We start from the raw sequence: 22,407 nt of genomic DNA, 5'->3' as shown, positions 1-22,407 counted from the left end.
CCCGCATAGGCCGGGTTGATAACATTCATGTTGTACATGTACTGCGTGTAGTGCGGGTCCTGCTGTGCCGTAGCATCCAACAGCCCTCCTAATGCTAATAGGGCTGCAAAGTAAATTTTCTTCATGGTAGATATGTTGTGTTTTATGGGTCTTATAAAATACAGCTATGACTGCCGAAAATAGGCTTTATCATGACGTGGCTAAAGGTAATTATTTTTCCTACATTAACATTTATTTAAGAAAAATTTTATTCTTCTGCGGCTGTTAAAGTTTTTTATACCGTTTTTATTAGACTGTATATCAATATGCTTGCTAAAAGTATAAAAAAGCACCAATTACCGCCCATTGGGTAATTGGCGTTTTTATTGTTAAATCGTTTTTAATTTTCCTGTCTGTTAACATACACCCATCCGGTTTTGCTGTTACCGGCTGCAAACTCTATAACATAGTAATAGGTGCCCGTTGGCAGCTCGTTACCGTTGTCCTGCTGGCCACACCATTGGTTGGTGTAGTTGGGCAGCGCATATACCTTTTGGCCATAACGGTTAAACACGCTAAGCTTTTGTATATCAAAATAAGAAAGGTCGAAAGCATCGTTCATGCCATCATTATTAGGCGATATCCCTTTCGGGATGGCACAATCTCCGGTATCTAAAGTAATTTCGGCGAAAGCCTCACAGCCCTCGGCCGATTCTGCCCTTACATATACTATAGCCGATCCGTTAGTATTTACATAAGCACCCGGACTTGCTATGGCGTTGGTTTGTGCTGTAGCATCGGCTTCAGTAGTGTAATAAGTAAAATCCAGTCCGTTACCCGACACTACCGCCGGTAAATTAAACGGTGGGCAACCCACAATTAGTAGGGCTCCGCCAATTTGAGGGGTGCTTAAAACGCTAAGGTTAAAGGTGCTTACTGCAAAACAGTTACCACTTGCTATACGGGCATAAATAGTTTGCGGGTTGGTGGTATTGGTAAATGCTGAAGCATTTGCTATAGCGTTGCTATTAGCCTGTGCATCGGCGAGAGTCGTAAAATAAGCAACAGTGTAACCCGGCTGGCCTTGCAGTAGCGCATCGGTATGAACGGTAAGATCAAAACTGGCGCTGCCATCCTGGGCATCGGTATCGCAACTTTGCAGGTCGGACACCTGTGGCGCTATTGGTACAGGTATTACATTTAATGTGAAGTTAGTAATGGCCGAACAACCCGTTGTACCGTTGGTTACCACTGCATAAATAGTCTGCGGATTTGCGGTATTTACAAAATTTGCAGGTGTTGCTACGGCATTGGTTCCGGCCACGGCATCTGTTTGGCTTATGTAATAAGCAACAGTGCCAGATGGTAATCCGGTTAACAGCGTTGCGTTTTGGGCGGTAAGGTCAAAATTGCTAAAACCATCCGGGGCACCGGCATCGCAATCCTGAAGGTTAGCGACTTGTGGCAGTTGTAATGCAGGCCAGACTTCTATAGTAAAACTGGCGGTAGACAGGCATCCTGTAGCAGAAGTTACCATTGCGTAAATAGTTTGCGGGTTAGCCGTATTGGTAAAACTGCCCGGTGTAGCAATGGCGTTAGTACCTGCCTGAGCGTCGGCTAAATTAGTGTAATAAGCAACCGTCGCACCCGTTAATCCTTGTAAAAGGGCTGCGTTTTGAGAAGTAAGGTTAAAATTAGTAAAACCATCTGCGGCAGCAGTATCGCATGCCTGTAGGTTAGCCGGCTGCGGCAATTGTACCGGCGGTGTAACCTCTATTACAAAAGAAGTTGCAGCCGAACACCCGCCTGTTACCGTTACCCCTGCATAAATAGTTTGCGGGTTGCTGGTATTGGTAAACATAGTAGCCGTGGTTATAGGGTTGGTGCCTGCAAGGGCATCGGCTTCGGTTGTGTAGTATGCTGCTGTTGCACCTGTTAAACCTTGTAAAAGGGTGGCGTTTTGTGAAGTTAAGTCGAAAATGGCAAAGCCATCTACTGCGTTGGTATCGCAGGTTTGCAGGTTGGGCAGTTGCGGCAGCACAAGGGCAGGGGTAACTACCAAATTAAACTGTGTGTAGCTTATACAGGCATTGCCACTGTTGGTTACGGCGGCATAAATGGTTTGCCCGCCCGATGTAAACGTAGTGGGTGTTGCAATTGCGTTAGTGCCTGCAAGAGCATCTGCCTCTGTAGGGTAATAAGTTATGGTATATATGGTAGCATCTAAACTGCCTAAAATTATAGGGGTTTGGGTGGCAAGGTTAAATAATGCGGTGCCATTACTATCGGCACATTGCACCAAATTGGCGGGGGTAGTAATATTGCCGTTTGGCGGAGATACCACAAACTGGCCGGTGGCGGTTTGTGTACCACCGTTGCTGGTAATTACAGCAGTAACGATATAGGTGCCGCCTGCGCTAAAGGCATGTTCGCCAATGGTAGAGGTATTGGCTGCCCCACTGGCGGGGTCGCCAAAATTCCACGCTATGCTGGTTGCATCAGGTATCCGAAGGAGGGAGAAGGCTACTACTCCAGGACATCCCTCCCCGGCAATTATACCCGACTCAAAATAACTCTGTATAAATGTTGGTGTGCCAATACTGCTGCTCATGGCAACGGCACTTTGTGTAAACCCGGCTGCCAATCCCTGGTTATTAGGGTAGCTTATGGCATTAATTGCACCACCAACAACATCTTTAACATAAATCTTCCCATCAGCGGCAAGTTGCATACCGCAGGGGCCGCCGGCTCCGTTAAACGGAAAGGTAACTACAGTTGCTACCGATGCAGTAATGTCTGCACTGGTGGCCAGGGTAACATCAAACTGACGTATAGCCCCACCAAACACATAACCACCCACAGGGTCTGATACATATAAAAACTGCCCGTTAGGCGAAAATTCCATGCCGTAAGGGCTGCCGGGGTTAGAAACGCTCAATTCTGTAAGGTTGCTCACTACCCCTGTTGTAGTATCAAAATCAAAAAGCTCTACGCCTTTATCAGGCCCGTTTAATATAGAGGCTGCAATATGTGCACCATCGGGCGACACCTTCATTTGGCCCATGCCCCCGTGCTCTGAAGGCGAAAGCTGGTCGGCCGGTGTTGGTGCCGTATACAATGTGCCTATGGCGCTAACCACCGGAGTTGCGCTTACCCCGTTTGACGTTACGAGGTAAGCCACGAACTCATTACTGCCGGTTCTGTGGGAAATTACCCAAACCCCTTCGCCGTCAGCATGGTGTACTGCCGTTATTTTTTCTACGCCTACACTGGCGTCTGCTACTATGTTTTTGTTGGCGGTAACGCCGCCCAATCCGCCGTCGAGGCTAAGGTCTATTTCAGAATATAACAACCCACTTATGGCATCGGCAGTGTTTACATTAAACAGATAGTATATGTTGGTACTACCCGGTTTTTGTACCCATACGCCTGCCTGTGTAGAGCTGTTGTTGCCGCCAATAAGGCCGGTGCCGTTTAGCATTACCAGGTGGTTTTTGTTCCAGATGGTGTGCTGGCCGGCATAAAACAGCAAATTGCCATTTTCATCAGATGCTGTTGCGCTACCCTCCAGTGCCGATAGCTGCACCCCGGTAAATATTACAGGTGCGCCCGTGTTCCAGCTAATGCCTTTATTAAAAGTGTCGCACCAGTTATTGCCCTGTTTGCCTATCCAGAGGCCATCCTGCCACTGGGCGTAAAGCTGTGGTGCCAATAGCAACAGCAGCAGCCCAACGTGTTTGTTAAGTAATTGTAATTTTCTTTTCATGACATTTATTAGATTAATTAATAGCAGCTAACTGCCCTGTATAACCTAAAATTTACTGTATGGCACAAATTATCTTAATTGTACTTAGCTAACACACTTACAAAAACACATAAATAGTTTCTGTAGAAACATCAGGCAACGTTAATCAAAAAAATGCAGCAGTAAATTACAGGCAGGGCTTAAAAATTTGAAAATAAAGTGACTTATATTAGAAATTCAGCGACAGTGCCTGAGCAAGTTTCTGATAGTTAAGGTTCTAAATTCACTTTAGGGGTATTTCGCCATTTTTGTATTATGGCGATACGGGTGCGTGTTTTAAGCGTTGGCTTTACCGTTTTTGCACGTGTGTGGTGCAGTTTTTTGTAACTGATGCTATGCCGGATTGCATAGTACAGCATTGCGTATGCACAACAGCAGGTTGTAGGGGGAGTTTTTTCATGGGATTTATATGAATTTGATTAAAATAGCCAACTTGGTTTTGTTAAGAATCTCCCTGATACAAAGCGCGGAAACACTTTGCACTACATTCTAAAAATAAATGCAGGATGAGATAACTGCCTTAACAAAAGGTTATTGCAACGTTAATCAAATAAACAAGTACGTACTATTTTATCCACCTTTAAAATTGTGACAATAAAGCGACCTAATGAGATAAATTTGGCGACACTACTATTTTAAAGTGTTGATATATAGTCGAATAAATCGATATTTTTTGGAATTTCCATTTTTGCGGCTATACGTTCTTTTCTCTTTTTACAGGCCACAACGGTAATGTTTAGTATAAAAGCAATTTCTTTTGTACTAAGGTTCATGTACGTGTAGGCAATAAAACGAATGTCGTTAGCATTAAGGGTAGGGTGCAGCGTTTTAAGGCGGGTTAAAAAGCCGTGGTTAACTTCTTCAAAATGGGCAATAAAGCTATCCCATTCATTATCAGTCTTTAGATGGTTTTTTAACGATTGTATGTAGCTAACAATGGTGGGGTCTTTGGCAAGCCTTGGCTTTTTAGAAAGGTAGGCCACAAAGTCTTCTATAATTTCGTTACGGCCAGAAAGGTATAGTGCTTTGGAGGTAAGTTTCCTGTTGCGGTTTTCTACCTCGTTTTTAAGGCGTTCCTGTTCCAGCAGCGCCGTAGTAATTTGCTGCTCTAAGAGTAAGTTCTGAGTTTTTTCGCGCTCAAGGGCAAGGGCAGTAATGTGCTGGTTGCGTTCGGCCAGTATTTTCTTTTGCCTAAAGATAAGTATCAAAATAACCACAACAGCCGTTATTACCGATAGTACCGCGAAGAAAATGGTTCTTTCGGCCGTTATTTTTTCTTCTTTAGCGCTAATTTGTTTTTTGTAATTGGCTATCTCAAACTTAACAAGGTTGCTTTCAAACAGCCTGCCGTTCTTGCGGTCAAATATCCTTTTATCTATGGCAATAACCGAGTCTTTAGCTACAGCAGCCAGTTTAAAGTTATTGCTTTTACTGTAAATGGTAGCCAGTAAATCGTGGCTATCTCGTTTAACATCCAAATCCAGGTTTTCTATACCGGTAACCTTTTTAGCATAAATAGCGGCTTGCCCAAAGTTATTTTCTTTTAAGTATGCTTTAGATATTATAAGCCATAAATAAAGGCCAATATCTTTTCGCTCTTCGGCATTGGACTTATTATAAAAAGCAATGGCCTCTTCGCGCCCTTTTTTGGTATTGCCCAACAAAATATCATTTTCTATAAGCAGTATTTGTACAGATAAGTAAAAAGACTGATCTTTTAAATATGGCATAGATTGTATTAGATACGGGCGTGCTTTTTGCGGCTTATTTTGCAGGTTGTATATATAACCCAAATTCATAAGGGGGAGGCCCATCCTCGATTCTACATTTTTTTCTTTAGCCGTTTCGTAAGCACGGTTATAGTAATCGGCGGCCTTATCGTATAGTTTTTCCTTCGTATAAAGGTTGGCAATATTATTAAGCACCGTAATTTCTTCTTTAGGGCCAAGCTTTTTAACGGCAAGGTTATACGCCTCTAAAAAATAGTTTATGGCCTCGCCAAAATCCAGCATTTGGTAATAATTGTTGCCAATATCAACAAGTGCATTGTATAGTTCAGGGTCCCAATGATTTTTCTCGGCAATAGCCCTGGACTCGGTTAAATACTCCAGCGATTTTTTATGGTCGCGCTCCTGAAAAGCTTTCGCACCTTTTCTTTCAAGTTCGTTGCAGTATTCGCGGGTTTGCCCAAAAGCAAAAGAGCATAAAAACAGTAGCAGCATTACACTGTACCTTATTTTTTTATGTTCTTGTAGTAGCATTGGTTTTATAAATTTTGTGCCAAATATAGTCATAATGACTCTTTATGACATAGTAAACTGCTAAATTGATAAAATAGTATGAGTTATTTAACAATTGGGCTACACTATATCGGTAATAGCTTATAACTTAAAATAATAAATGTAATATTTTTGCATTTGCTTCTTTTTGAAGCTTTTATTCTTGGCAGCATTAAAGTTGCCGCTTACATTTTAAGACGTGCAAAAATACATTTTGTTACAAAATACAAAACAGTTTTGTAGGTATTTTCCCTAAGTGGAAACAGAAAATTATATAGTAGATAAGTAATCGTATAACGATGTGTTGCCCGGCAACTCCATCTTGGTAGCAATACGCTCTTTGCGTTTGCGGCAGGCCTCGGCAGTAATGTTTAGCATAGAGGCAATTTCTTTAGTGCTAAGGTTCATGTAAATGTAGGCAATAAACCTAATGTCGTTTGCCGTAAGGTTAGCATGATTTAGTTTAAGGCGGTTTAAAAAGTTGTTGTTAACCTCTTCAAAATGTGTTAAAAAGCTGTCCCACTCGTCGTTGGTTTTAAGGTGCGTTTTTAGGGTTTTAATGTGGCCAGCAAGTGCGGCATTGCGGCCCAGCTCTGTAGTATTGGCTAAAGACGAAAGTATCTCCTCAATAAGCTCATTCCTGCCCGAAAGCGATAAGGCTTTCGCCGAAAGCTTACGGTTGCGGGCTTCTATCTCGCTTTTAAGGCGTTCCTGCTCTAACAGGGCAGCGGTTTCTTTATCCTTAATTTGCTGTTCTAAGAGCAGGTTCTCGTTCTTTTCTTTTTCCAGTTCCAAAGCCATGGCATTTTGGTTACTCTCGGCAATAAGCTGTTTTTGTTTGTGTTTAACCGATAGGTTTCTAAGAATAAGGATGATGATGGTAACAATGGCAATTATAACCGCAATGATATAATAGAACAGTTTACGCTCTGCCGACAGTTTTTCTGCATTAATGGTAATCTGGTTTTTGTAATTCTGGATCTCGAATTTTACCTTATTAGTTTCGAACAGGCGGCCGTTTTTAATTTTGTTGAGCTCGCCATCTACCCATATAACAGAGTCTTTATACCTAAGCGCACTCTGGTAAACCTTGCTTTTAGAATAAATGTCGGCAAAAAGTTTATAGATGCTTTTTTTAGCGTCGAGGTTGGGCTTGGTAGCTAAAATGGCATTTGTTGCCTCTAATGCTTTAGGGTAGTTGCCCTCATGCAGGTAGCTTTTGGCTATTACTAATAGTAGCGACAGGCCAAGATCGTTAAAATTGGGGTTGTCTACTTTTTTATATAGTGCCTGAGCTTTTTCGCGTGCCTGTCGGGCATTGCCCATAAGCAGGTCGTTCTCGGCAAGACCGGACTCGGCCATCAGTTCCAGTTCGGGTTCGCCTTTTAAAAACGGCAGCGACTCTATAATGTACCTGCGCGCCTCCTGTAAGTTTCGCGCTTCGTTAGCCACGCTGCCCAAATTCATGGCATAGAGGCCAATTTTAATTCTGTCGTTATTTTCTTTGGCAATATCGTATGCCTTTTTAAAGTACTCTTTGGCCTTAACGTAGTTTTCTTCTTTACTGTAAAGTATGGCAATGTTATTTAGCACTACCATTTCAGATGTTGGCTCCAGCTCTCTAACGGCAAGGGTATAGCTCTCTAAATAATGGTTTAAAGCTTCGCCATAATCTAAAAGCGAATAATAGTTGGCACCTATATTATTAATAGCCAGAAACTGCTGCTTGTACCAACGGTTTTTTTCGGCAAGGTTGCGGGCTTCGGTTAACAGTTCGAGCGAGCGCACGTGGTCTTTTTTCCACATGGCGGTTATGCCCTCTTTAATAAGCGAATCGCAATGCGTTATAGTATTGGCTGTGGCCGATGTATACATAAACAGGCACAACAGCACAGCGGCTATCTTGCTATAATATGTGTTTACGGGCGTTTGCATACAATTTTTTTAATAGCCAAATATAAGGATAGATTTTGCAATATGCCTATGTGTTGATTTGGTTATCTATTGATTTGGTGATTTGGGGTTAGCGGGATGCAAAACCAAAAAGGCTCCCTGAATTTCAGAGAGCCTTTTGTATTTACTTTTTTAAGTAGTATTATTTTTTACCAGATGCCTCAAGGTTACGCTCAATTTTGTGGCTTGGGCGTGTCCATTTTGGTTTTTCGCCAAGAGGGGCATATTCAGAGTCTGCGGCTTCAACTGTTTTTGGCTGCGATACTTTAGTAAACGGCTTTTGTGCCACAAGGCCCAGCATCTCGAACATTTTCATGTCTTCGTTTACATCCGGGTTAGGGGTAGTAAGCAGTTTATCGCCTGCAAAAATAGAATTGGCACCTGCAAAAAAGCACATGGCCTGGCCTTCGCGGCTCATTTGTGTGCGCCCTGCCGATAAACGCACTTGAGTTTCGGGCATTACAATACGGGTTGTAGCAACCATGCGTATCATCTCCCAGATCTCAACCGGTTTTTCGTTTTCCATTGGTGTGCCTTCTACAGCAACCAGTGCGTTAATAGGAACCGATTCGGGCTGCGGACTTAAAGAAGCCAGTGCAACCAGCATGCCGGCACGGTCTTCTACACTTTCGCCCATACCTATAATACCGCCGCTGCATACGGTAACGTTAGTTTTTCTAACATTTTCGATAGTTTGCAAACGATCCTCAAAACCACGGGTAGAAATTACCTCTTTATAATATTCTTCAGATGTATCAAGGTTGTGGTTGTAAGCATAAAGCCCTGCTTCTGCAAGCCTTTTAGCCTGGTTTTCTGTAATCATGCCTAATGTACAGCAAACCTCCATATCTAATTTATTAATGGTACGTACCATTTCGAGTACCTGGTCAAACTCCGGCCCGTCTTTAACATTACGCCATGCAGCGCCCATGCAAACACGCGATGATCCGCTGGCTTTAGCCCTAAGGGCCTGTGCCTTAACCTGTGCTACGCCCATAAGGTCGTTGCCTTCTACTTTAGTGTGGTAACGTGCTGCCTGCGGGCAATAGCCGCAATCTTCGGGGCAGCCTCCGGTTTTTATAGAAAGCAGGGTAGAAACCTGCACTACATTTGGGTCGTGGTTTACTCTATGAATGGTTGCTGCCTCAAAAAGCAGGTCCATTAACGGCTTGTTATATAGTGCTATAATTTCTTCTCTGGTCCAGTCGTGCCTTTTTATGCTCATAACGGATTTTGTGTGTGTATTATGGGTTCAAAAATAACCAATTTCCGTTAATGTACGCCGTAACTTACTTAAAGATTAGTGCGGGTTGTGTGCCCTGTCGTCAATTGTGTTGATTTTCTCTACCTTATCTTTCCAGTATTGCATTAATGCAAACGATACAATTACCGATGCTGCAAGGCCCTCAATAAATAAACCTATACCAAATTGGTACGGCGATGGGTTACTGCCACCAAATATGTAGGTATCGGCAAATTCCTGCAGGTATTTTTCGCCACCCTGTTGCTCTGCATACAGCATAAATGCCATTACACTTAGCACAAGGCTAACAAGGCCTGTAAGTATGGCCGACCCGATATTGGTAAAATAACCGTTTAAGTTGTCTTTAAAGTTGCCCTGTATGGTGCGGTTTATACCATAAATTACAAACACAAAGTTAACCAGCCTTAAATAAATGTTTCTGTGCAGGCCAAGCACCTGCATGAAAAGGAAAAACGCGCCTATGCATATAAATATGATGATACCGTTGATGATGATTCTCGAAGCTTTCATAATTCTTTTAATTTTTGTGTTCTTATTCAGTTAATTATTTGTTTTTCAGAGCCCTTGGTAAAGACTACTAATTTTCAGCCAAAGTGTGTGTAATGGCTTAGAAAATTGATATACCCGAATTTACCAATAAAAACAGCTAACTAAATGTGAATTAGTAAAATTTTAATAAAAGAAATATGATAAAATTAAGAAATTGTTAAAGTACTTATTTAATAGGATTATTTTTACCATCGTAAAGTAAAATCCACGGGCAATGCCCAAAATAATTCCACGATACAGCGGCAAGATCTACATTAGGGTCTATAAACAGTTTGTAAGGGTTACTGTTAACGGCAACACGTGTATTGGCATGTACCTCTACATCTTTACCTTCTGTAGCAAAATGCTGTTTTATGCGCTGCGCCATCTGCCATATCATATCTGGGCGGGTGTTCATTGCGCTTTTTTGTTTGGGTGTAAGCGCCTTGCTAAGCCTGTAAGGCAATTGCTGTTTTGTGGCTTTATCTATAACAGTAAAAGACGTATGCCCGTTGCGGTTACGCAGCATCATGCGCCAGCTTAGGCGATGGCCTTCTTCGGTCCATAATACATCGCCCTCAATAAAATAATGCCTTAAAGGTAGTAGTAATTGTATTATTAGGTACGGAATAAAAAAGTACCTGAAAATGCTTAGGGCTTCATAATCGGCAGTAGCAAGGTCGGCCTGTACCAATGCCGGTTTCTTTTTAAAAAAGAGTTCTTTTATACGCTCCGGCGGATAAAAGAATACCGCAAAACTTAGCGCAAAAAACGGGAAGATGCCTATTTGAAGTGTAATAGAGTTAAAGATGTGAAATATTAGCGATGCTACAAACGCCACCGTCCTGGTTTTTTTGTAGAGCATAAGCGGCACTATAAGTCCGTCGAACGCTATGCCGGCATAGGCTATAAAAAGGTAAAACCATTGCTGTGTCATTACATCATGCAGCCACGGTATGGTAACAGAATTGTCTAATAACGAGCGTGTAAAGCTACCATCTAACCAATCTGGGTAAAACTTGGCAAGGGTAGCAAAAAAGTAAACAATAGCCACCTGGGCAATCATTACCCACGAGCACCATGTGGGCATGGTTAGTTTTTTAATTTCAGGGTTTTGCTTAGCATCTATAGAGGCATAGCGGTGTGCAGGTAAAAACAGCATCATTAAGCAAACCAGCAACAGCAGGTAGTAATGGTTGTTGTACGATGTTTTTTGCATAAAATACACTCCTGCCCAAAGCAGGCTAAAGGCGCCTATGCTAAACCGATATTTGTAACCCAACATTACCATAAGGCCCAATAGGCCCATGGCAATAAAGTAAAAATACATGCCGCTGCCGGGCAGTGGCTGCAGCCACTCCATGCCTATAAACGAGAATGTGAATTTTGGGGTAATAAAATTGCTCTTAACCCAGCCTGTTGCAATAGCACCAAAAGTTTCGCAGGCCAATAAAAAGCCTAAAAAAATCCTGAATAAAATAAGGGGTGCGTTATCTATGGGCGCAAACAGGCGTTGTTTCATATGCTGGTATCCTTAAAAAAAGCTTTGGTTTGTATCCTGTCGATTTCAAGCTGCTGTTTTAGGGCGTCGAAACTTTCAAACTTATGTTCGGCGCGAAGCCTGTGGTGCAGGCTAACCTTTATGGTTTGATTGTAAATATCGGCATCAAAATCAAAAAAGTGGGCTTCGATAGTTTCGGTAGTACCGTCTACAGTGGGGCGGGTGCCAATATTCATCATGCCTAAAACCGTTTTACCATTAATTACAGATGATACCGCATACACACCGTGAGCGGGTATTTGCTTGTAATCTTCGGCAATGCTAATGTTAGCGGTAGGAAAACCAATGGTACGGCCCAGCTGCTTGCCGGAGGTTACCGTGCCGGTAAGGCAGTAAGGGTAGCCCAAAAAGCGGTTGGCAGTTGCAATATCGCCATCGGCCAGGGCATGCCTTATTTTTGTAGAACTTACAGATACGGCATTAACCTCAAGGGCGGTTATTTGTTCTACCTCAAAATTATACTCGTGCCCAAAGCGAATAAGATCGTTAATATCGGCGGTGCGGTTACGGCCAAAACGGTGGTCGTGGCCAATAATTATCTTACAGATGTTAAGGCTGTCTACCAGTATGTTTTTAACAAACTCTTCGGCTGTAAGGCGCGAGAATTCGTGGCTAAACGGGTGTATAATAAGGTTGTCTATACCGCATTGCTCTAAAAGGTAGGCTTTTTCTGTAATGGTGTTAAGCAGCTTAATATCGGTATTTTGCTGTAGCACCATGCGCGGGTGCGGAAAAAAAGTAAGCACCACGCTCTGGCAACCGGTTTGTTTGCTGCTTTTTATAAGCTTTTCTAAAATGCTTTTATGGCCTTTGTGTACCCCATCAAAAGTACCCAGGGTAACAACGGTTTTTTTTGCAGCGCTAAATTCCTGTATCGAATTAAAAATTTTCAAATCTTGTGCGATTAAAGAAGCAAATTTACTGTATTACTGGCAAATGGACGTAAAATTTAAGGCGAAAAGTATAATGTAAGAAATTTTAACACAGTTCGGAATTGTTATAGTTGTGTAACTTTTATATCATTATTACTTTAATAGTTATATTTGTAACCTATTTTACCTAATATAATACATAAATTAATGAAAAAACAACTACTCGTGGGTATGTTTGCCGTGTTTACTTTTACGGCGGGCTATGCACAATCTAAAAGCCCTTGGACAAGCATTGCCCCGGAGAAGGCAAAGTCGCTTGGACAGGTAAAGACAGCTTTTGAATCGGCAAACGGTAATCTTAAGTTTGTAACTTTAGATGCTGCTCAACTTAAAGCTATACTTGCAAATGCACCCCAAAGAAACTCTGGTGCTGCCGGTGTTTTAATAACATTGCCAACCGTTAGCGGTACTACAGAACAATTTAGGGTTTTTGAAGCATCTAACTTTGAGCCGGGCTTACAGGCACAGTTTCCGGGCATACGTTCGTACGTTGGCGTTGGTGTAGAAGACCATACTGCACACCTTAGAATGAGTTTTGCACCACAGGGTGTACAAACAATGGTGTTGCGTGCCGGCAAAAAAACCCAGTTTATAGAACCTTACACGGCTAATAACGCAGTTTACACGGTGTTTACATCGGCAGATAAACATGCTGCAGGTAAAATTCCGTTTGAGTGTACTACTCCGGAAGACCACGCTATAGTTGATGCTGCACAACAGGCAGGCAAAGGCGGCTTATCTGACGCGCTTACTTTTAAAACATTTAGGCTGGCACTTTCTACAACGGCAGAATATACTACCTATCATGGTGGTACTGTTGAAGGTGCACTTGCAGCTATGAACGCTACAATGACAAGGGTAAACGGCGTTTTTGAAGTAGATCTTGCTGTTAACCTTATACTTATAGAAGATGAGGCAGATATTATTTACCTTAATGCTGATACAGACCCGTACTCTGATGCAGAGGATATGAATAACTGGAACTCTGAGCTACAGCTTACCCTTACAAACGTAATTGGTGCTGCTAACTACGATATTGGCCACCTTTTTGGTGCAACCGGTGGTGGTGGTAATGCAGGTTGTATTGGCTGTATTTGCGTAGATAACAGTAAAGGTAGCGGAATTACATCTCCAGGAGATGGTATACCTGAAGGCGATAGCTACGATATTGATTACGTAGCCCACGAAATGGGCCACCAATTAGGTGGTACACACTCATTTTCTTATAGTATTGAAGGATCTGGTACAAACGTAGAGCCGGGTAGCGGAAGCACCATTATGGGCTATGCAGGTATTACGCTTTATGATGTACAAAAACATTCTGATGATTATTTTGTTTATGCCAACGTTGCGCAAATACAATCTAACTTACAAAATAAAGAGTGTGCAGTAAATACTACATTAACAAATACACCTTTAGTTATTAATGCAGGCGAAAACTATTCTATACCAAAAGGTACTGCTTTTGTATTATCTGCAGTAGGTGCAGATGCTAATGGCGATAATGTTACCTACACATGGGAGCAAAACAATTCTGCCGCAAATACAAACGTTACAGGTGCTAATAGTGTAGCTACTACTACTAAAACAACAGGTCCAACATTCAGGTCGTTTTTACCATCTACATCTACAGTAAGGTATTTTCCTGCATTTGGTAGTGTATTACAAAACGAGCTTACTACAGAGTGGGAAAGCGTATCTAACGTAACAAGGGTATTAAGCTTTGCACTTACCGGAAGAGATAACATTGCAGCCGGTGGACAAACAGATTCAGATCTTACCTCTATAACAGTACGCGCTGCTGCCGGACCTTTTGTAGTTACATCTCAAAACACAACAGACCTTGAGTGGCAATTAAACTCGCAACATACAATTACATGGGATGTTGCCGGTACAACCGCAAATAATGTAAATACAGAAAATGTAAAAATATCATTATCTACAGATGGTGGTGCAACATTTGCAACTGTGCTTGCAGAAAGTACTCCAAACGACGGATCTGAAGTAATAACGCTGCCTGCGGGTGTAGAAGGTGCTTACTGCCGTATTATGGTACAGGCTGTAGGTAACGTTTACTATGCATTAAATGCTACCCCATTCTCTATAGGAGTTAGTAATACATGTACTACTTATGATAATACTACACTATTGCAAATACCGGATAGCGCAGGTGCTGATGTTGCAGGCGAAACGGTTACATCTACAATTACTGTTGCAGACGAAGGTGTATTATCTGATGTTAACTTAAGGCTTAGGATAAACCATACGTTTGTAAGAGACCTTAATATTACATTAACACACCCTGACGGTACAGAAGTTACTATCTGGAACAGAAACTGCTATAACGACGATACTAACTTTATAATTAACTTTACTGATGACGCAGCCCCTGTTGACTGTTCTAATCTTGAAGGTAATTACTTTAGCGCTGTAGAATCTTTAGCTGTATTTAACAATAAACCGGCTAATGGTATCTGGACACTATCTGTAACAGATAACAACCAAACAAGATTAGGCCGCATTACTTCTTGGAATTTAGAGCTTTGTAAAAAAGAAGTTTTAAGTACTCCAAACTTTGGCCTTGATGCTTTTGCTATTTATCCTAACCCTAACAACGGTAGTTTTACCGTATCGTTTAACTCTGCAAGCCAATCTAACATTGGTGTTACAGTTAACGATATTAGCGGCAGGCAGGTATACAGCAACAGCTTTACTAATACAGGTATGTTCTCTGGTAATGTAGACCTTAAAGGTGTACAATCTGGCGTTTACCTTGTAACAGTACAAGATGGTGCACGTAAAGAAGTTAGAAAAATTGTAGTTAACTAATTAGTTACCTATAATAGAATATAGAGGGGCGCCATTGGCGCCCCTTTTTTTATGGAATAAATTTTTGTAGGTTTACGTGTAAATCGATTTTTATAAAGTCTGTTCCATGAAGGTCACGCTTTTGTACATAATATTGTTTTGTTTAACCGGCCAGGATAATTGCCTGGGGTATGCTTTAATTAAAGGCAATTACTTTACAGAAGGAAAATATGTAAAGCAAGGTTTTCCATCAGGAGAACTGAATTTTTATGCTGAAATAGATTGTAGTATTAAATTAAAAGATACTTTGGTTCTTACCGTTTACAACTTGGGTAGAAACGGAGAAAAAGTATTATTAGCCGGAGCAGCCTGCAATGTAATTACAAAGGATAATAAACAAATTAATGGCTATAAAATCAAAGGCTTATTAGGGGTATCAGATAAAAAAGGGCATCTTTTAATACCTCTGTCGAAAAAAAATATTACTACCATTTCTATTGGCTGCCTAAGCTATACTACGAAAGTGTACGATTATACTAAACTAATCGAATGCACTTATAAGTAGATGATAGCTTTATTTACACAACCTTTCTGTCTTCCACAAAGTGCTTATTGCCCTCGTAAGTAAATGGCAGATACAGGCGTTGCCAGGTATCGCCTTCTGTAAGCCGCCAGGTATGGCCGTGGCCGTGGGTATCTTCAGCTATTAATATAACACCGGGCTCTACAATAAAAGTATCGCCATTAGTTACGGTAAACTCCAGCTTGCCGGCAAGGGTAACCACATATTGCTTTCTGGGGGCAGGGTGGCTGGTTTTTTGGTAATCGTCTATATGGGTCTGTGCAAAAAAGCCATTAACCTCTAAGGTAATGCGGTTAGGTATAGTGCCGGTTTTAAAAGTGCATCCGCCATTAGGCAGGTTGTACAGCCATACGGCCTTTATGTGGGTTTCTTCTACTGTTTCCATGGGGTGTTTTATAGCAATCCAAATATAGCGCACTAATTTTATTTATAAGAATTGTCTGAGTATTTAATTGACATGTCTATAAAGTGATTAAACAAATCATAAATATTTGGCTTTCATTAAATTATTTACACAATTACCTGCCAAATTGGTATATTCGTAATTAGAAAACAACACAACTCTATGAAATTAAAATTACTCTGCCTGTATGCAATGGTATTTACTATGGCTACAGGTTTTGCACAAAAACAGGTGTGGAGCCGTGCTACCGGCGTTACCCTTCCGGCCTCAGAAAAACTCGACAGGGCCTCTGTGCCATCAGCCTACCATCTTTTTACGTTAGATATTGCCGCATTAAAGCAGCAATTGCAGGCGGCGCCATTAAGGCTGTCCGGTGCGGCATCTAATGTGGTGATTGCTTTCCCTAACGGAAATGGGCAATTAAAAAACTTTAGTATTTACGAAGCCCCTGTAATGCAGGCCGGGTTACAGGCCAAGCACCAGGATATGAAATCGTATGTGGGCAGGGCGGTAGATAACCCGGCAGAGACCATCCGCTTTAGCGTTACCCTTTTCGGGCTGCACAACATGATGTTCTCGGCAGGCGAAACATCGTACACCGACCCATATTCTAAAAACCTTCAATACTACATGGTCTATAAAAAGAAAGACCTTACTACCACCCGCAGCTATAATTGCGGTTTTGAAGAACTTACTCCGCATGAAACAGCCAAGACATTTGGTGCTACCGGCGAGCAGACCACCCTTACTGCCGATGGTACGTTTAGGGTATACAGGCTGGCCATGTCTAACACTATAGAGTATGCGGCTTTTCACATAAATGCGGCAGGGCTTAATGATGGTACCTTGCAGCAGAAAAAAGATGCCGTACAGGCCGCTATGGTGGTAACCATGACGCGTGTTAACGGTATTTACGAGCGCGATTTTGCCGTTACTATGGAGTTTGTAGATAACAACCAGGATTTACTTTTTATAGATTCTGATGAGTACGATAACTCCAATAACAACAACGCACTACTGGGCCAAAGCCAGGAAACCATAGACGATATTATTGGTACTGCTAATTACGATATTGGCCATACCGTAAGTACCGGCGGCGGCGGTGTAGCCTCGTTCCAGTCGGTTTGTTCGCCAAACAGTAAGGCGGCGGCTATAACCGGGTTGGGAGCCCCGGTAGGCGACTCGTATGATATAGATTTTGTGGCGCACGAAATTGGCCACCAGTTTGGCGGTAACCACAGCTTTAATAACGAATGCGGCGGTAATCGTAACAATGCCACAGCTTATGAAACTGGTAGCGGAACCACTATTATGGCATACGCCGGGGTGTGTGGCCCTAATGTAGAAATGCATTCAGACGCGCAGTTTCATGCGCAGAGTATTATAGAAATGTCGGCGTTTATTGTGGGCAACGGCAATTGTAGTGTAAACACCGTTACGGGCAATGTGCCACCGGTTGCCAATGCGGGTAAAGACTATACCATACCTTATGGTACGGCCTTTATACTATCGGGTGTTGGTACCGATGCCAATAACGATACCATGACGTATTGCTGGGAACAGATGGATAAAGAAATATCGGTACAGCCACCGGTAGCTACGGCTACGGCGGGGCCAAACTTCAGGTCGTTGCCTATAAAAGAATCGCCACTACGTTTTATGCCCGATATTGAGGCGGTGTTAGACAATAACCTGTACCCAACGTGGGAAGTAATTAGCAACGTGGCCCGCGAGTTTACTTTTGCCCTTAGCGTTAGAGATAATAATGTATTGGGAGGCCAGGTAGCTATAGACGAGATGCAGGTAAATGTATCGGGCACGGCAGGGCCATTTGTTATTACCAGCCCTAACACCAACACTACATGGCAGGCAGGCACCAACCAGACCGTAACGTGGAATGTTGCCGGTACTACCGCCAATGGTGTAAACTCCCTGTATGTAGACATTTTTCTTTCTACCGATGGTGGTTATACCTATCCAACAATATTAGGTGCTAAAGTACCTAATGATGGTTCTGAAACCGTTACCATACCCAACCTTGAAGGTACTAACAACCGCATTATGGTTAAGGGGTACGATAATATATTTTATGATATTAGCAATACTCAGTTTAGTATAACCGCACCGGCCACCACTATGGCTTTTGCCGTTAACGGGGCGCAAAACATAACAGCCTGCAAGGGTAACAATGTGGTGTATAACCTAAGCTACAATGCTTATTCAGGGTTTAGCGGTAGCACTACATTCTCTGTAACGGGTAACCCAACCGGGTCTGTAGTAACGTTTAGCCCGGCAACTATTGCGGCTAATGGCGCTGTTACGGCAACGGTTAGCAACACTACAGGTGCAGTTGCCGGGTTTTATACCCTTACGGTTACAGCAACATCGGGGTCGGTTGTAAAAACCTTCCATATTTATTTAGACCTTTTAGATGCCGGTTTTGGCCCGGTAGTGCAGGTAGCACCTGCCAACGGTGCTGTTGCAGTAAGCTATCAGACCACTTTTGAGTGGGAAACTGCCGCCAACGCCAGCCTTTATACGGTTGAGGTAGCTACAGATGCTGCCTTTGCCAACATTGTATCGCAAGCTACTGTGGCAACCAATAGTTATAACACTGTGCTTGCTCAGGGTACCCAGTATTACTGGAGGGTTAAGCCCGCCAATGCCGGTTGTGCCGGAGATTTTACTACCGCGCAAAATTTTACTACAGGTGTTATTGACTGCGATGATTACGAATCGGCCGATGTGCCGGTTGAAATTTCCGAGAGCCAGGCCATTACTGTAGAATCAAATCTTAGTGTAGATTTAGAAACGGTTATAGAAGAAGTTACCGTTACTATGGATATTACCCATACCTGGGTAAGCGACCTTACCATAACACTTGTGAGCCCTACGGGTACAGAGGTGCAGCTTATTAGCCAGGAATGTGGCGATGGCGACAACGTTGCGGTTACTTTTGATGATGCCGGTGCCGTATTTAGCTGTGGCAATAACCCATCTATTGGAGGTACAGTATTGCCCGATGAGCCGCTTTCGGCACTAATTGGCGAATCGCCAATGGGGCAGTGGACATTGCGTGTATACGATATGTTTGGTGCCGATGGTGGTGCTATTAACAGCTGGAGTATAAATATTTGTACCACGCAGGACATTGTTGCGGGTGTGACTGATGTTAGCTTCTCGAACCTGTCGGTATATCCTAACCCTAATAACGGCGACTTTACCATACGTTTTAACCCTGTTGCAGAGGGTGCTGTAAACATAAATGTTTATGATATGAGGGGCAGGCAGGTGCTTACTAAAGCGTATGCTAATACAGGTGGCGTGTTTGAGCAAAACCTTTCTTTAAGCAATGCCCAGGCCGGTATTTATTTGGTGCACGTACAGCAGGGCAGTAGCACTGTTACTAAGAAAATAGTGGTGCAATAATTAATTGCCGTTTAATATAAAACTGAAACGTTCCGCATTTGTGCGGAACGTTTTTTATTTGCCGTTAAAGTTGCTCATCGTGTCGGCAAGGCCTGCCAGTGTGAACGATTTAATCGCTTCCACCGATTTGTCCAGTCGCTCGGGCAATGCCAGTTTTTCTTTGTCATCCCATTCGCCTAAAACATAATCAATCTGTTTGCCTTTTTTAAACTCATCGCTTATGCCAAACCTAAAACGCGGGTAATCGCTGGAGTTTAGCAATTGCTGAATGCTCTTGAGTCCGTTATGGCCACCATCGCTGCCTTTGGCCTTAATACGTATGGTACCAAAGGGTATGTTGAGGTCGTCGGTTACAACCAATACATTTTCGGCCGGTATGTTTTCTTTCTCCATCCAGTGCTTAACGGCTTTGCCGCTAAGGTTCATATAAGTATTGGGCTTAAGGAGTATCAGGGTACGGCCTTTAATTTTATATTCGGCCACGGCACCAAATTTGGCGGTTTCGTAGCTAAGGCCTTCCTGCTGTACAAGGCGGTCCAGTACTTTAAAGCCAATATTGTGGCGTGTATTTACATATTCGGCACCAATGTTGCCAAGGCCGGCTATCAAAAATTTCTTCATGGGGTCTGTAGGTTCTTCTTTTTGTTTTGCAAAAAGGTTGGTAAGCCATTTCATGAGGCAAAAATAAGATTATTTGTTGATTTGTGGATGCGTTGATTTGATTGTTGGATTTTTAGATATCTATTTCCGTGGGGCGATGCCCTACGCTAATTTGTGTAACCCTTTCAGGGTTGGTCTAAAAGTCTAATTATCGAACAATCTAACCATCCCCAAAAACCATTTTAAACAAAAAAAGCGCCCCAATTGGAGCGCTTTGATGTATCTGTAAAAGAATCAGAATTATTTTTTCTTTCCTTTTGCAGGAGCTTTTGCAGCTTTTGCAGCCTCCTGAGCAGCTTTCATAGCAGCACGAGAGATACGAACCTGAGCAACAACAGTGTTGTCTGGCTGAAGCAGTTTAAAGTTATCCTGTACAAGTTTAGTTATGTAAAGTTTGTTACCCATTTCTAATTCAGAAATGTTAGCCTCTACAAAGTCAGGAAGGTTAGCTGGTAAAGCTCTTACTTTAAGTTTACGTTGGTTAACACGTAAAACACCACCACCAAGTACACCCGGAGATGTTCCTGTAATTTTAACCGGTACATCCATAGTGATTTCTTTATCATCATGAAGTTGGTAAAAATCGATGTGAAGAATTTTGTCGCTTACCGGGTGAAACTGGATATCTTGAAGGATAGCGTTGTAAGAAGCTCCCGGAAGTTCAATTACCACTGTGTGCACGTTTGGAGTGTAAACAAGGTTTTTAAATGCAATTTCTTCTGCATTAAAATGCACTGGCTGATCTCCTCCGTATAACACGCAAGGAACCATTCCAGCATTACGTATTGTACGCGTTGCCGCTTTACCTACGCTTTCTCTTTCAGATCCTTTAATCGTAATTGATTTCATTTGAAATAATTAAATATAGTTAATAATAAAAAAATTCTACTGTAAAAATTTGCCGCTTATAGAGTTGTTGTTCTGCACCATGTGCATAACCTCTGCAAAAAGATCGGCACAGCTTACCACTTTAATTTTAGAAGTTTCCTTCTTAAGCGGAATACTGTCGGTAACAATAAGCTCTTTTAGCTGCGACTGCTCAATTTTTTCGTAAGCACCGCCACTTAATATAGGGTGCGTACAAATGGCACGCACGCTAAGCGCTCCTTTTTCCATCATAAGGTCGGCTGCCTTTGCAAGGGTGCCTCCCGTATCAATCATGTCGTCTACCAGTATAATGTTACGGCCTGTAACATCACCAATAAGCTCCATGGTTTCAATTTTATTAGCCTCTTTACGCTGCTTGTAGCAAATTACCACATCGCTGCCTAAAAACTTGCTGTATGCGTAAGCCCTTTTAGAACCGCCCATATCTGGCGATGCTATAGTAAGGTTTTCCAGGTTTAAGCTTTTTATATAAGGTACAAAGATGGTCGATGCAAACAGGTGGTCTACCGGTTTCTCAAAAAATCCCTGTATCTGGTCTGCGTGCAAATCCATGGTCATAATCCTTGTAGCCCCGGCCGATTCTAACAGCTTGGCAACAAGTTTAGCCCCTATTGGCACACGTGGTTTATCTTTACGGTCCTGCCTTGCCCAGCCAAAGTAAGGTATAACGGCAGTAATATGTCTTGCAGATGCCCTTTTGGCGGCATCTATCATTAACAGCAACTCCATAAGGTTGTCTGAATTAGGAAAGGTAGAGCATACTAAAAATACGCGTAACCCCCTTATAGACTCTTCAAACGAAGGCTGAAACTCACCATCGCTATACGTAGAGAATGTTACCTTGCCTAAAGTGGTATTGTATGCGGCTGCAATTTTTTCGGCAAGATAGGTGCTTTGAGAACTTGAAAATATTTTAGCTTCCGGTTCTTTGTAAGACATTACAAATAGTTGTTTAATAGTTAGTTAGTGCTGTGCTGTTAAAACAGGGTGCAAATTTAGAAATTTAATTTTATACAAGCAGTAAATTATTGCCTATTTTTCTGTAATTTAAATATTATTTTCTAAATTTGCACCCATCAAAACAGCATACCGCATGCCTGGATGGCATAACCTGCCTACCGGCAGGCAGGTTGGCAGAAGCGCAAGCCTCTAACTTTTGCTGGTTTTGAAACAATGCCTGGATGGCGGAATTGGTAGACGCGCACGACTCAAACTCGTGTACTTAGGTGTGTGGGTTCGATTCCCACTCCAGGTACAAAACCTCTCAGCAATGAGAGGTTTTTTTATGTTTATAAATAAGATATGTATTACGTATATGCAATTTCCAGTTTAGAG

Annotated in this window: 15 protein-coding genes and 1 tRNA gene; 4 read left to right on the top strand and 12 right to left on the bottom strand. The window is 42.3% G+C overall.

Annotated features, from left to right (window positions below; all coding sequences use genetic code 11):
* The 8 genes from G509_RS23245 to G509_RS0102580 form a co-directional block, all read right to left on the bottom strand.
* Positions 1-125: type IX secretion system membrane protein PorP/SprF (locus tag G509_RS23245; protein ID WP_154657759.1), on the bottom strand; the 125-nt coding region annotated here is incomplete at its 3' end.
* 254 nt (positions 126-379) lie between these two features.
* Complete coding sequence (locus G509_RS0102615) at positions 380-3,745, bottom strand: T9SS type B sorting domain-containing protein (RefSeq protein WP_026990101.1); 3,366 nt, start codon at positions 3,743-3,745, stop codon at positions 380-382.
* Between the two features lie 674 nt (positions 3,746-4,419).
* The gene (locus G509_RS0102610; RefSeq protein WP_161627162.1) at positions 4,420-6,045 is read right to left on the bottom strand and encodes a tetratricopeptide repeat protein; all 1,626 of its coding nucleotides are present in this window, start codon (positions 6,043-6,045) and stop codon (positions 4,420-4,422) included.
* 288 nt (positions 6,046-6,333) lie between these two features.
* On the bottom strand, positions 6,334-7,998 hold the full coding sequence (locus tag G509_RS0102600) for a tetratricopeptide repeat protein (protein WP_026990099.1): 1,665 nt from the start codon (positions 7,996-7,998) through the stop codon (positions 6,334-6,336).
* Positions 7,999-8,158: 160 nt separating this feature from the next.
* The gene (gene bioB / locus G509_RS0102595; RefSeq protein ID WP_026990098.1) at positions 8,159-9,241 is read right to left on the bottom strand and encodes a biotin synthase BioB; all 1,083 of its coding nucleotides are present in this window, start codon (positions 9,239-9,241) and stop codon (positions 8,159-8,161) included.
* Between the two features lie 75 nt (positions 9,242-9,316).
* Entirely contained in the window at positions 9,317-9,790 is a 474-nt protein-coding gene (locus G509_RS21355) for a hypothetical protein (protein WP_131450787.1), read from the bottom strand.
* Between the two features lie 205 nt (positions 9,791-9,995).
* Entirely contained in the window at positions 9,996-11,330 is a 1,335-nt protein-coding gene (locus tag G509_RS0102585; RefSeq protein WP_026990097.1) for an HTTM domain-containing protein, read from the bottom strand.
* Positions 11,327-12,262 carry a bifunctional riboflavin kinase/FAD synthetase gene (locus G509_RS0102580; RefSeq protein WP_026990096.1) on the bottom strand — a complete coding sequence of 312 codons (936 nt, stop codon included), beginning with the start codon at positions 12,260-12,262 and terminating at the stop codon, positions 11,327-11,329. The genes G509_RS0102585 and G509_RS0102580 overlap by 4 nt, the downstream gene beginning before the upstream one ends.
* 186 nt (positions 12,263-12,448) lie before the next feature.
* Between G509_RS0102580 and G509_RS0102575 the strand changes: the two genes are divergently transcribed.
* Entirely contained in the window at positions 12,449-15,130 is a 2,682-nt protein-coding gene (locus G509_RS0102575; protein WP_026990095.1) for a zinc-dependent metalloprotease, read from the top strand.
* Between the two features lie 106 nt (positions 15,131-15,236).
* Positions 15,237-15,674, top strand: a complete 438-nt coding sequence (locus G509_RS0102570) for a hypothetical protein (RefSeq protein ID WP_026990094.1) — start codon at positions 15,237-15,239, stop codon at positions 15,672-15,674.
* Positions 15,675-15,687: 13 nt separating this feature from the next.
* Here the strand turns inward: G509_RS0102570 and G509_RS0102565 are convergent, their stop codons facing one another.
* Positions 15,688-16,077 carry a cupin domain-containing protein gene (locus G509_RS0102565; RefSeq protein WP_026990093.1) on the bottom strand — a complete coding sequence of 130 codons (390 nt, stop codon included), beginning with the start codon at positions 16,075-16,077 and terminating at the stop codon, positions 15,688-15,690.
* A 180-nt stretch (positions 16,078-16,257) separates the two neighbouring features.
* Here G509_RS0102565 and G509_RS21350 point away from each other — a divergent pair, with 180 nt between their 5' ends.
* The gene (locus tag G509_RS21350) at positions 16,258-19,524 is read left to right on the top strand and encodes a reprolysin-like metallopeptidase (RefSeq protein WP_051199915.1); all 3,267 of its coding nucleotides are present in this window, start codon (positions 16,258-16,260) and stop codon (positions 19,522-19,524) included.
* Positions 19,525-19,578: 54 nt separating this feature from the next.
* Here G509_RS21350 and pth read toward each other — a convergent pair whose 3' ends face one another.
* The 3 genes from pth to G509_RS0102545 form a co-directional block, all read right to left on the bottom strand.
* Positions 19,579-20,199, bottom strand: a complete 621-nt coding sequence (gene pth / locus G509_RS0102555; RefSeq protein WP_026990092.1) for an aminoacyl-tRNA hydrolase — start codon at positions 20,197-20,199, stop codon at positions 19,579-19,581.
* A gap of 225 nt (positions 20,200-20,424) precedes the next feature.
* On the bottom strand, positions 20,425-21,033 hold the full coding sequence (locus G509_RS0102550) for a 50S ribosomal protein L25/general stress protein Ctc (protein ID WP_026990091.1): 609 nt from the start codon (positions 21,031-21,033) through the stop codon (positions 20,425-20,427).
* 36 nt (positions 21,034-21,069) lie between these two features.
* Positions 21,070-22,011 carry a ribose-phosphate pyrophosphokinase gene (locus G509_RS0102545; protein WP_026990090.1) on the bottom strand — a complete coding sequence of 314 codons (942 nt, stop codon included), beginning with the start codon at positions 22,009-22,011 and terminating at the stop codon, positions 21,070-21,072.
* 236 nt (positions 22,012-22,247) lie between these two features.
* Here G509_RS0102545 and G509_RS0102540 point away from each other — a divergent pair.
* Positions 22,248-22,327: transfer RNA gene (locus tag G509_RS0102540), tRNA-Leu, on the top strand.
* The last annotated feature ends 80 nt before the right edge of the window (positions 22,328-22,407 follow it).

The sequence above is a fragment of the Flavobacterium subsaxonicum WB 4.1-42 = DSM 21790 genome, assembly GCF_000422725.1.
In the GTDB taxonomy this organism is placed as follows: Bacteria; Bacteroidota; Bacteroidia; order Flavobacteriales; family Flavobacteriaceae; genus Flavobacterium; species Flavobacterium subsaxonicum.
The sequence above is the reverse complement of the archived record's forward strand: the minus strand, read 5'-3'. Positions and strand labels throughout refer to the sequence as shown.